Source organism: uncultured Lacinutrix sp. (assembly GCF_947500325.1).
Taxonomy (GTDB): domain Bacteria; phylum Bacteroidota; class Bacteroidia; order Flavobacteriales; family Flavobacteriaceae; genus Lacinutrix.
In genome coordinates, this window is sequence record NZ_CANMRQ010000006.1 from 1 (window position 1) to 12,703 (window position 12,703).

General features: G+C 30.6%; 10 protein-coding genes. 5 read left to right on the forward strand and 5 right to left on the reverse strand.

Features of this window, described 5'->3' with window-relative positions; all coding sequences use genetic code 11:
* Positions 1-88 precede the first annotated feature (88 nt).
* Positions 89-1,129, reverse strand: coding sequence for a PLP-dependent cysteine synthase family protein (locus tag Q0997_RS09170; RefSeq protein WP_299887744.1), 1,041 nt, complete (start codon positions 1,127-1,129; stop codon positions 89-91).
* Positions 1,130-1,199: 70 nt separating this feature from the next.
* The gene (locus Q0997_RS09175) at positions 1,200-3,269 is read right to left on the reverse strand and encodes a S9 family peptidase (protein WP_299887747.1); all 2,070 of its coding nucleotides are present in this window, start codon (positions 3,267-3,269) and stop codon (positions 1,200-1,202) included.
* Positions 3,270-3,407: 138 nt separating this feature from the next.
* Here Q0997_RS09175 and Q0997_RS09180 point away from each other — a divergent pair, with 138 nt between their 5' ends.
* Complete coding sequence (locus Q0997_RS09180; RefSeq protein WP_299887750.1) at positions 3,408-3,731, forward strand: YbaB/EbfC family nucleoid-associated protein; 324 nt, start codon at positions 3,408-3,410, stop codon at positions 3,729-3,731.
* A 71-nt stretch (positions 3,732-3,802) separates the two neighbouring features.
* Here the strand turns inward: Q0997_RS09180 and Q0997_RS09185 are convergent, their stop codons facing one another.
* From Q0997_RS09185 to Q0997_RS09195, 3 genes are all read right to left on the reverse strand, one after another.
* Positions 3,803-4,333 carry a hypothetical protein gene (locus Q0997_RS09185; RefSeq protein WP_299887753.1) on the reverse strand — a complete coding sequence of 177 codons (531 nt, stop codon included), beginning with the start codon at positions 4,331-4,333 and terminating at the stop codon, positions 3,803-3,805.
* A 262-nt stretch (positions 4,334-4,595) separates the two neighbouring features.
* Positions 4,596-6,827, reverse strand: coding sequence for an OmpA family protein (locus Q0997_RS09190; protein WP_299887757.1), 2,232 nt, complete (start codon positions 6,825-6,827; stop codon positions 4,596-4,598).
* A gap of 225 nt (positions 6,828-7,052) precedes the next feature.
* Positions 7,053-8,072, reverse strand: coding sequence for a low specificity L-threonine aldolase (locus Q0997_RS09195; protein ID WP_299887760.1), 1,020 nt, complete (start codon positions 8,070-8,072; stop codon positions 7,053-7,055).
* A 97-nt stretch (positions 8,073-8,169) separates the two neighbouring features.
* On the opposite strand from Q0997_RS09195, the gene prfB reads away from it, so the two are divergent.
* The 4 genes from prfB to Q0997_RS09215 all read left to right on the forward strand — a co-directional run bounded on the left by prfB (position 8,170) and on the right by Q0997_RS09215 (position 12,653).
* A protein-coding gene (gene prfB, locus Q0997_RS09200; protein WP_299887763.1) for a peptide chain release factor 2 occupies positions 8,170-9,280 on the forward strand; the annotation gives its coding sequence in 2 pieces (ribosomal slippage) (positions 8,170-8,232 and positions 8,234-9,280; 1,110 coding nt in all).
* 11 nt (positions 9,281-9,291) lie between these two features.
* Positions 9,292-9,633, forward strand: coding sequence for an arsenate reductase (glutaredoxin) (arsC, locus tag Q0997_RS09205; protein ID WP_299887767.1), 342 nt, complete (start codon positions 9,292-9,294; stop codon positions 9,631-9,633).
* Between the two features lie 82 nt (positions 9,634-9,715).
* Entirely contained in the window at positions 9,716-10,075 is a 360-nt protein-coding gene (locus tag Q0997_RS09210) for an ArsC/Spx/MgsR family protein (RefSeq protein ID WP_299887771.1), read from the forward strand.
* Positions 10,076-10,202: 127 nt separating this feature from the next.
* On the forward strand, positions 10,203-12,653 hold the full coding sequence (locus tag Q0997_RS09215; RefSeq protein WP_299887774.1) for an outer membrane beta-barrel family protein: 2,451 nt from the start codon (positions 10,203-10,205) through the stop codon (positions 12,651-12,653).
* The last annotated feature ends 50 nt before the right edge of the window (positions 12,654-12,703 follow it).

The window sequence follows — 12,703 nt, forward strand, 5'->3', positions numbered from 1 at the left end:
AAAATCCTGTGAAGCTAGCTTCACAGGATAGTAATTAATTATTTTATAATCTGTCAACCTATTTTAGGACGACTCATTTATTAAATATTTATTTAACGTATTGTATAGTTTGAGCTGCTTCTTCGTTCTTACTGTCGAAGAAACCTTGAACTCGCATCCACTCATCGCTATATATTTTGCTCATATAGCGAGAACCATGGTCTGGAAAAATAATAACTACATTATCTGTTTCCTTAAACTCGCCTTCAGCATCTAATTGTTTAATGGCCTGCATTGCTGCTCCAGATGTATAGCCAACAAATAAGCCTTCAGTTTTAGCGATCTCACGAGCAGTATGTGCACTTTCTTCATCTGTTACTTTCACAAACTTGTCAATAGTATCAAAATCTGTAGCAGTAGGAATAAGGTTTTTACCTAATCCTTCTATACGATATGGATAAATCTCTTTATCATCAAACTCTCGTGTTTCATGATATTTCTTTAATACAGAACCATAAGCATCTACTCCTATAATTTTAATATTAGGATTTTGCTCTTTTAAATATTTTGCTGTACCAGATATAGTACCGCCAGTTCCACTACATGCCACTAAATGTGTTATTTTTCCTTCTGTTTGATTCCAAATTTCTGGACCAGTAGTAGCATAATGTGCATCTATATTTAATTGATTGAAATATTGGTTTATATATACAGAACCTTTTATTTCATCATGTAAGCGCTTTGCAACTTGATAATATGATCTTGGATCATCTGCACTTACATTTGCTGGGCAAACATAAACTTTAGCTCCCATATTCTTTAGCATATCTATTTTATCTGCTGAAGATTTTGAGCTAACAGCTAGGATACAATCATACCCTTTTATAACACTAACCATAGCTATACTAAAACCTGTATTACCAGATGTAGTTTCTATAATAGTGTCACCAGGCTTTATAATCCCTTGCTTTTCAGCTTGTTCAATTATGTAAAGTGCTATTCTATCTTTTGAAGAATGACCTGGATTAAAAGCTTCTACTTTAGCTAAAAAGTTACCTTTAAATTCCGATGTCATTTTTTTTAGTTTTATCATAGGTGTATTGCCAATTAAGTCCAATACATTATCAAAAACTTGTTTGTCTTGTGCCATAAACAATATTTGATCAGTTACTTTAGTTAGAAATGTAACCTAAAACCTCGCAAAAATAAGAAAATTATTTTTAATGGTCAATTCCTTCTAAATCCAACAAAAAGGCATATTCTAATGCCACTTCTTTTAAGCTTTCAAACCGTCCAGATGCGCCGCCATGTCCAGCATCCATATCAATATGAAATAATAATTTATTATTATCTGTTTTATATTCTCGTAATTTCGCTACCCATTTTGCAGGCTCAAAATATTGTACTTGAGAATCATGTAATCCAGTTGTAACTAACATGTTTGTATATCCTTTTACTTGTACGTTATCATATGGTGAATAAGATTTCATATAATCATAATATTCCTTATTATTTGGGTTTCCCCATTCATCATATTCGCCAGTTGTTAAAGGAATACTATCATCTAACATTGTCGTCACGACATCAACAAATGGTACTGCTGCTATAACACCATTATATAATTCAGAATTTAAATTAATAACTGTACCTATTAATAATCCACCTGCACTTCCTCCCATTGCATATAAATGCGCTGAAGAAGTATATTTCTCTTTTATTAAAAATTTTGAACAATCTATAAAATCTGTAAAAGTATTCATCTTCGCCAATAATTTTCCATCCTCATACCATTTACGTCCCAAGTATTCTCCACCTCTAACATGAGCTATAGCATATATAAAACCTCTATCTAAAAGACTTAATCTAATTGTTGAAAAATAAGGGTCTATTGTTGAACCATAAGAACCATAAGCATATTGTAATACTGGATTTTCTCCATTAAGTTCTATTCCTTTTTTATAGACTATGGACATAGGTACTTTAACACCATCTCTTGCAATAGCCCATACCCGTTTTGATTCATAATTGTTTTTATCAAACTTGCCGCCTAAAACTTCTTGTTCTTTTTTAACTGCTTTGGTTTTAGTTTTAAAATTATAATCAATTACAGAACTTGGTGTTGTTAACGAATTATAACTATATCTTAATGTTTTGCTATTAAAATCAGGATTATTACCAATGCTTGCCGTATAGGTTTCATTATCAAATTTTAAATAGTAATCTTCATTTCCATTCCAATTAATTATTCTTATGTTATTTAATCCATCTTCGCGTTCATTTATAACTAAATAGTCCTTAAATATTTCTATATCCTCTAATAAAACGTCTTCCCTATGGGGTATCACATCTTCCCAATTTTTTTTATCTGTTTTATTTTCCGATGTTTTTTGTAATTTAAAATTGGTAGCATCATCATTATTTGTCATAATATAGAAACTGTCACCATAATGCGCAATTGAGTATTCTAATTCACGCTCTCTCTTTTGAAAAATTTTAAATGTATCATCTGGAGTATTAGCATTAAGAATTCGGTATTCTGTAGTTAATGTACTAGACGAACCAATAACTATATATTTTTTAGATTTTGTTTTATAAACAAAAGAATTAAAGGTATCGTCTTCCTCATGATAAATTAAAATATCTTCAGAAACTTTTGTATTTAATTTATGCTTATAAATTTTATCAGAACGTAAAGTAACTTCATCTTTTTTAGTATAAAATAAAGTCTTATTATCGTTAGCCCAAGTAGAACTTCCTGTAGTGTTCTCTATTTTATCTGCAAAAATATCACCTGTAACTAAGTTTTTTATTTGAAGCGTATATTGTCTACGACTAACAGTATCTACCGAAAAACTGGCCATTGTATTATCTGGGCTAATAGAAATACCTGATAATTTAAAATAGGAATGTCCTTCTGCCATTTGATTACAATCAAAAATAATTTCTTCTGCAGCTTCTAAAGTTTCTTTTTTACGTGTATATACTGGATAATCTTTACCCTTTTCATATTTAGTAATATACCAATAACCATTTAATTTATAAGGAACTGAAGTATCATCTTCCTTTATTCTTCCTTTCATTTCTTCAAATAAGCTTTTTTGAAAAGGTTCTGTATGTTTTAATACGGATTTTGTATAAGTATTTTCAGCATTTAAATGACTTAAAACGTCTTCATCTTCTCTGTTATTCATCCAGAAATAATTATCTACTCTTATATCTTTATGAATTTCTAGTTTTTTTTCCTTTTTTTTTGCTGTTGGAGCTTTTACGACTAATGTGTTATCTAGCATATTTTGATTGTCTTTACAGGATGTGCAAAAGTAAAACTTACAAGTAATAAATAAGTAAGATTTTTCAATAGATATTGTATTGGTTATTATCCATCGAATTTAATAAATTTGTACACAACAACAACTTAAAAAAAAATTATGTTTGGAGATATAATGGGAATGATGGGAAAATTAAAAGAAACCCAACAAAAAGTAGAAGAAACAAAAGCTCGACTAGACAATGTATTAATAGATGAACAAAGCAGTGATGCTTTATTAAAAGTAACTCTAACAGCTAATAGAAGTATTAAATCTATTACTATAGATAATGCATTATTAGAAGATAAAGAACAACTTGAAGATTATTTAATTTTAACACTTAATAAAGCAATAGAAAAAGCTACAAATGTAAATGAAGCTGAAATTGCTGCAGTTGCTAAAGATGGTATGCCTAACATTCCAGGTATGGATATGTTTAAATAAAAAAAACCTATAGAGCTAACGCTATAGGTTTTTTTATCAATCAATCATTTACTTAATACTGAGCATTCATATTAATGTTGTGTTAGTCTTTGTTTTTTTAAATATTCCGGAGAATTAAGAAAAAGGGTTTTTATTTGATTATCCCAATCATTTACAATATCAAAATAACTGGTATTTACTTCTGCCATAATTGTATTACAATCCTTACAGGTATGTTTATAACCTAAAAAGTAATGTCCAAATTCGTGAAAGGCAACAACTTTAAGAATTTCTTTATCTAATAATGTCATCCAACTAAACACTATTTTTTCAACTTGATTATTACTATCTCTAACGAGCATTCCTAAAGTTCCTCCTTTAGATGACATTTGTAAAGAATCTACAATTGCAATTTCTTTTAATTTGAATAATTTATCAGAATATTCAATATCGTACTCTTTACATAGTTTTAAAAAATCATCTAAAAAAGGTTGTACTAAACCATCTGTTTTTAAAACATCTGAAGAACTAACTCTATTTGGAAGTTCGTATATCGCTTTTTGGGCATTTACATTAAAGGCTAAAGCTAACAATAGGGATAGAATTAAGTAAGCTCGTTTCATCTTCATAAGGGATTAAATATAGTTGCAATAACAATATTAAAACAACTAACTGATTATCATATAGTTAAAATAACTTTAGCGAACATAATTTAAAAATATCACTAAAACAAATAAAAAACGCATTTTAACGATAAAAATTGCCTTTAATCGTTATAATTTAACATTTAAACCAATAATAAGACCAAAAACAGAATAAATAAAGAACAAAAAAAGGGAAGCCGTTTGGCTTCCCTTTTAATAATTATATAAGATTTACTATATCTTAGTTAGCATCTATAACTCTAAATTGAGTTCTTCTGTTAACTCTATGATCTCTCTCAGTACAAGAAACACCATCAGAACAGTTATTTAATAATCTAGATTCTCCATAACCATTAGAAACTATTCTTGAAGAATTGATTCCTTTTGCAATTAAGTAGTTAGTTACAGCTTGCGCTCTTCTTTCTGATAAAGAACGGTTAGATTGCTTAGAACCTCTTGAATCTGTGTGAGATGCAATCTCTACAGATACTCCACTAGATAATACTGGTAATAATTTAGCATCGATTTCTCTTTTAGCTCCTTCTGTTAATGTAGCAGAACCTAAATTCCAGTTTATGTTAAGGTCATTATATTCAACTAATTTACAATCAACTTCTTGCCAAGTAGTTAAACCACCTTTAGTTTGAAGTACTTCTTTTGTAACTGTTTTGTTAACAGCTGGAATAGTTACTTCATCAACTCTAGCATCGCTAGCTAAAATAGTTCTCTTTAAAGAAGCTGTTTTTTGTGGCACATCGATAACTCTTGTTGTTGGAGGTGTAGCCATTACAGTACGCTTCATTGTTTTTGTTACGGCAGGAATATCAATAGCTCTTGTTGTTTCTGGAGAAACAATAGTCTTTCTAATTGTAGTAGATTTAGCTGGAATATCGATAGCTCTAGAAGTTGGAGGCGTTGCCATTACAACACGCTTCATTGTTTTAGTAGTACCAGGAATATCTGTTACTCTAGTAGTAGCTGGTGTAGCTACAATAGTACGCTTCATTGTTTTTGTTACAGCAGGAATATCAATTACTCTTGTTGTTGGAGGTGTAACCATTACAGTTCTCGTAACTTCTTTTGTTACAGCAGGAATATCAATTACTCTTGTTGTTGGAGGCGTAACCATTACTTTTCTAGTTACTTCTTTAGTTACAGCAGGAATATCTGTTACAGTAGTTGTAGCAGGAGAAATTAATACTGTTTTCTTAATAGTTTTAGTTACAGCAGGTACATCTATAGTTTGAGTAGTTGCTGGTTGAGTCATTACAGTTTTCTTAACTGTTTTAGTAACAGCAGGAATATCTATTACTCTTGTAGTAGCAGGAGTTTGTACAACTTTTCTTGTATATGTACCCATACCACAATCTGAACTACCAGCATTAGCTGTATCACATCCTGGTTTAGTAATTACTTGAGCATCTGCTGCTAAAACAGTAGTATTAACTGTAATGTTTTGAGCTGGTACATTTTTATAACACCAGTATCTACAATCATTAGGATCACTTGAAGCACAATCTGCAGCTGGAGTATCACTCATTCCCCATTTTGCTGTAGCTGGCTTAGTTTCGATTACTTGGTAATCTGAAGAAAACTTAGCAGGAACAACAGTTAAAGTTGAACCATATTCTCTCTTCTTATATGATAAAGTCTCAGTTCCCCATTTTGCTGGAATAACTTCTAAACGTTGGCTTGCTTCTTTTACTACAACTTCAACATTTTCTGTTCCGTATTGAGCAGGAATTATTTTAACTCTTGTTGTTGCAGGTTGTACAACAACTTCAACGTTTTCAGTTCCCCACTTTGCAGGTATAACTTTCATGCTTTGACCAGCTTCATTTACAACTACAGTTTCTGTTCTTGTCTCATATTTAGCAGGAATAGATTGTAATTTTTGATACGCTTGTTGAACAATTACTGTTTCTGTTCTAGTTTCGTATTTTGCAGGTACAACTTCTAAACGTTGGCTTGCTTCTTTTACTACAACTTCAAAAGTTTCTGAACCTAATTTAGCAGGAATAACAGATAATGTTTGTCCTCCTTCAGAAGATGTTACTTCAAAATTTTGAGTTTCGTACTTTGCAGGAACAACAGATAATTCTTGGTACCCTACTTTAGTTATCATTTCTTCAGTTGATGTTTCTGTAGTAGCAGCAACTTTTTCAAGTCTTTGAGCTGGTCCTTGTACAGTAACTTCAAAAGTTTGAGTTTCATACTTTGCAGGTACAACAGCTAATTCTTGACCAGCAGATTGAACTACTACTTCTTCATTTTCTGTTCTGTACTGTGCAGGTACAACTTTTAATTTTTTGTAAGCAGGTGCTACTTGAATAGTAACATCTTGATTTACCCAAACATCAGGAGTTACACATCGCTTGTAACATTTTCCTGGATCAGGATTTGTTGGTAAATCTTGAGCAAATGCTGCAACACATACTACAAAAGATAAGATTGTTAGTAATACTTTTTTCATTTGTTTTGAAAATTTAATGGTTATATAAATATTGATTATACTAATAAAGTAGAATACTAGTCGTTTCTACTAATTTCGGATAAAATTAATTGTTATCAAACTCAATCAAGTCTTAATTGTTAAAATTTCTTAATATTTCGATAAAATGCAAAAAAAATCGTTTAAACATTAATTTCCGATTTTAATCACTGATAATCAATCAGTTACAAACAAAATAAAGTAATTTTACAACATTGATAAAACTTCCAAAAAACGACTATGCATATCTCTACTATAGTCTATGTGTGTTACAATTCTAAGTTTTCCTCTTCCTAAATTACTTATAAAAATTGACTGCGATTCTAGTTTGTTTATAAACTCCAGTTCTGACATTGTATTATTTAAACTAAAAATAATAATATTAGTTTCTACTGGCTCTACACTATTAATATACGTGCAGTTATTTAAAACAGATGCTATTTCCTTAGCTTTTTTGTGATCTTCATTTAATTTTTCAATATTATTATCTAAAGCATACAATCCTGCAGCAGCCATAAACCCTATTTGACGCATACCTCCGCCTAAGATTTTACGTATTCTAATAGCATTTTTCATTAATAACTCATCTCCTATTAATACGGAACCTAGAGGGCAGCCTAATCCTTTACTTAAACATACAGAAATGGTGTCAAATACTTTTCCATAATCATGGGTCGTTTCATCTCCTTCAATTAATGCATTCCATAATCTCGCACCATCTAAATGTAAACCAAGACTATTATCATTACAGACTTGTCTAATTTTTTTAATTTCATTAAAATCCCAACAAGCGCCACCTCCTTTATTTGTTGTGTTTTCTATTTCTACTAATGTTGTTAATGGGCTATGATAAAAGTCTGGTGGGTTTATAGCTTCTATAACATCTGTAGCAGAAAACATGCCTCGATTGCCGTCTATTAATTTACAAGATACACCGCTATTAAATGAAACTCCTCCACCTTCATAATTAAAAACATGTGAATACTTATCACATATTAATTGATCTCCAGGGTTAGTATGCAGTTTAATAGCTGCTTGATTTGCCATGGTACCACTAGGAAAAAACAAAGCATGGCTTTTTCCAAACATATTAGCTAGTCTTTCTTCAAGTTTATTTACTGTTTCATCTTCTTTGTATACATCATCTCCAACTTTTGCATCCAGCATTGCTTCTAGCATTTCTTTTGTTGGCTTAGTTACTGTATCACTTCTTAAATCTATTCTCATTGGTTAAATAATTTCCGCATAAAACTATAAAATAAGTCCGTAATAATTTTCATATGCTACTAATAATTCTATTTTTGTTTTAAACTAATAAAAGACTATGATTACACAAGAGCATATTAAAGATCTTACAATTCGCCTAACGTCGTTAAGGCAATATCTTTGACATAGATGCCAAGCTCATTGAAATACATAATGAAGAAGAACTAACCTTCGATCCAAATTTTTGGAATGACTCTAAAGCTGCTGAAGCTATTATGCATTCTTTGCGTACTAATAAAAAATGGGTTGAAGATTATAATACAGCTATAACCCTTACTGAAGATCTAGAAGTCATTTATGATTTTTTTAAAGAAGAAGAAGCTACTGCCGAAGACGTAAATTTAAGGTATGAAAAAGCAGTAAATCTAATTGAAGATTTAGAATTTAAAAACATGTTGTCTGAAGATGGTGATAAGCTAAGTGCTGTATTACAAATTACAGCTGGTGCCGGAGGAACAGAAAGTTGTGATTGGGCTCAAATGCTTATGAGAATGTATTTAATGTATGCTGAAAAAAACAACTTAAAAGTCAAGGAATTAAATTTTCAAGAAGGTGATGTTGCTGGTATAAAAACTGTAACGCTAGAGATTGAAGGTGATTATGCCTTTGGGTGGTTAAAAGGAGAAAATGGTGTACATAGATTAGTACGTATATCTCCATTTGATAGTAATGCTAAACGCCATACTAGCTTCGCTTCTGTTTATGTATATCCTTTAGTTGATGATTCTATAGAGATTGAAATAAATCCAGCAGATGTTGAAATTACTACCGCGCGTTCTAGTGGTGCTGGTGGACAAAATGTAAATAAAGTTGAAACTAAAGTACAATTAACCCATAAACCTTCTGGGATACAAATTTCTTGCAGTGAGACACGTTCTCAACATGATAATAGAGCAAGAGCATTACAAATGTTAAAGTCTCAATTATATGAAATAGAATTACAAAAACAATTAGCGCAACGTAATGATATTGAAGCAGGAAAAATGAAAATTGAATGGGGTAGCCAAATTAGAAACTATGTTATGCATCCATACAAATTGGTAAAAGATGTGCGCACAGCTCATGAAACTGGTAATGTAGATGCCGTTATGGATGGTAGTATTACACCATTTCTTAAAGCATACCTTATGATGATGGGACAAAAAACAACAGATTTAGATACTTTATAAGAAAAATAATTATGATTAAAATATATCACAATCCAAGATGTAGTAAATCGAGACAAGGTATAGCAGTATTAGAAGATTCTGGAAAAGAATTTGAAATCATTAAATACCTTGACACAAATATTAGTTTTGAAGAATTAAGTAACATCATTAAAAAATTAGGTATAGCACCCATAGACTTAGTAAGAAAAAATGAGAAGGTTTGGAAAGATAATTACAAACATTTAACTTTAACGAATAAAGAAATTATTGAAATTCTAATTAAGAACCCTAAATTAATTGAAAGACCAATAGTTGTTAATAAAGAGAATGCAGTTATTGGACGCCCAACAGAAAATATTAAAACCATATTATAATATGAAAAAAACAAATGTTAGCCCTAACTAACATTATATAAAGTTAATTAATAGCATACCTTAACTAACTCCCTAAACTAAAATGATAGTAATATATCACAATCCAGAATCGGAAGATTCAAATAAATGTCTTGAAATATTAGAAACTAGTAAACATAATCATGAAATTATTAAGTACCAAGATAAGCCTCTAGACCAAATTAAGCTTCAAAAAATTATTAAAGTACTTAATGTATCTCCAATAGAAATTATTAGAACCAACGATTCGCTTTGGAAAGAAAAATTTCAACATCTTATAGATTCTGGTGTTGAATTTTCTGAAAAAGAATATATAGAAATAATGATTGAATATCCAGAACTCATAGAAAGGCCTATAATTATTAATGGTCAGAAAGCAGTTATTGGTAAACCACCAAAGAAAATCTTCGAAATCATATCATAATACTCAAAGCCTTGTTAAATAATAAGGCTTTTATATTTAACATACTTTTAACCAAACACAGTTAAACCTTAAACTACTTTTGCGTTCTAATTAGCATGAAACCTTACCATAGGTTTACACTAAAACTATGAACAAAACTATTTTCTACCTTCTTTTCTCTGTTTTATTAATACCATCACTATTTGCTCAAAAAGAAGTAAAACTTACTGGAAAAATCTTAGATCAAGATACTAAAACGCCTTTAGAATATGCTACTATTGTTATTAGTAGTAATGTACCAGGTAAACTAACTACTGGTGGCATAACCAATGAAAAAGGAGAATACAGTATAGAAGTTGAGACGGGCACATATACTATCTCTTACGAATACATTGGTTTTAAATCAAAAAAGACACTAAATAAAACCATTACTGAAGATCAAAATTTAGGTATAACCTATTTAACAGAAGACGCTACAGCTTTAGAAGAAGTAGAAATTATTGCAGAAAAAACAACAGTAGAAATAAAATTAGATAAGAAAATATATAATGTTGGTAAAGATTTAACTGTTAGAGGCGGAACTGTAAGTGATGTTCTAGATAATGTACCTTCTGTTTCTGTAGACGTAGAAGGTAATGTTGCTTTACGTGGAAACGATAACGTTCGCATACTTATTAATGGAAAGCCTTCAGGTTTAGTTGGTTTAAACTCTACAGATGCATTACGCCAACTCCCTGCTGAATCTATTGAAAAAGTAGAAGTTATCACATCTCCATCTGCTAGATATGATGCCGAAGGTACTGGTGGAATTTTAAATATTATTTTACGTCGTAGTAAACTACAAGGTTTAAATGGAGCTATAACTGCTAATGTTGGTTATAATCCTTCAGCAGGTATTTCTGGGAATGTAAATTATCGTACAGGAGATATTAATATATTTAACACCTCAGGATACAATTATAGAGAGATGCCAGGAAATAACTCTGCATCGACAAGATATTTTAATCGTGAATTTGATGATGCTGGGAATATAATCTTAGATAACGCAGATACTTTTTTAGATGAAACTAATATTTACGATCGTGAACGTAAAGGTTTAAATACAAATTTTGGAATAGAATGGTATGTAAATCCATCATCTTCTATTACAGCCTCATTTTTGTATAGAGATAATGATAACCAAAACAACTCCACCAACACTTTAAATCGTTTTGACAGTGATAGAGTTCTTACCTCTTCAACAGTACGTTTTGATCCAGAAATAGAAACTGGTAAAACAATACAATATGCTATTAATTACGATAAACAATTTAAAACTAGTGGGCATAAATTAACTTTCGATTTTCAATATGAAGACAGTGATGAAGATGAACGCTCTTTAGTAAATATTAATGGAGAAAATTTAGAAAAAGTAGCTACACTTGAAGACCAAGAGCGTATATTATTACAAACTGACTATGTTTTACCTATTGGTGAGAAAAGCCAATTCGAACTTGGATTTCGTGGGAATTTTAATACTAGGAATACAGATTATAGAGTAGATTTTCTTGATGAAACTACTAATACATTTATTAATGATACTGGCTTATCTAATTTATTTAATTATCGTGAATATTTAACTGCAGTATATACTCAGTATGGAAGTAAGATTGGAAAGTTTTCTTATTTATTAGGATTACGTTTAGAAGATACCCAAATAACATTAGATCAACCTACAAGTGGTGATTTTAGAAAAAATCAATATACTGGTTTGTTTCCAACTGTAAATTTAAATTATGAATTAAATGAAAGCGAAAACATAACACTTGCATATAATCGTCGTATACGTCGTCCAAGGTCATTTTTCGTTAATCCATTTCCATCACGAGCAAGTGTAACTAGTATATTTCAAGGCAATCCGGGATTAGCACCTAGCTACTCTGGGCAATTTGATTTAGGGTATTTAAAGCGTTTTGGAAAATTTACTTTTGATACCTCATTATATTATTCTCACGCTACAGATGTTTTTAATTTTACTATTTTCGATACTGGTGAAACTGTAGAAATAGATGGTGAAACTGTACCTGTTTTTCAACGTACTCCAATAAACCTATCTACTCAAGATAGAACAGGTTTTGAGTTTACACTTGCATATAGACCATCTAGAAAATGGAATATTAATACAAACTTTAACTTTTTTCAATCTGAAACAAAAGGAGTTGCTCTTAATGGTGACGATTTAGGAAATAAGAATTCTAGTTGGTTTGTAAGACTTAATAATAAATATACTTTACCAGGTAAAGTAGAATGGCAAACGCGTTTGCAATATCGTGGGCCAAGGGAAGAAAATGGTCAAAGTAGCCGTAATGGTTTATTTGTTGCCAATCTGGCCTTTAGTAAAGATCTATTTAAAGATAAGGCTTCTATAGCGTTAAATGTTAGCGATTTGTTGAACTCAAGAAAACGTCAACAAATTACAACTACAGAAACATTTATTAGTGACAGTGAGTTTCAATGGAGGGAACGCAGTTTCAATTTATCATTCACCTATAGATTTAATCAGAAAAAAGGCCGTAAACAAAGGTCTAATTTCGACGGCGGTGATGATTTTCAAGGTTAACATAAATCCTTAAAAAAAATCAATAAAAAAGGGAAACTTATTTAAGTTTC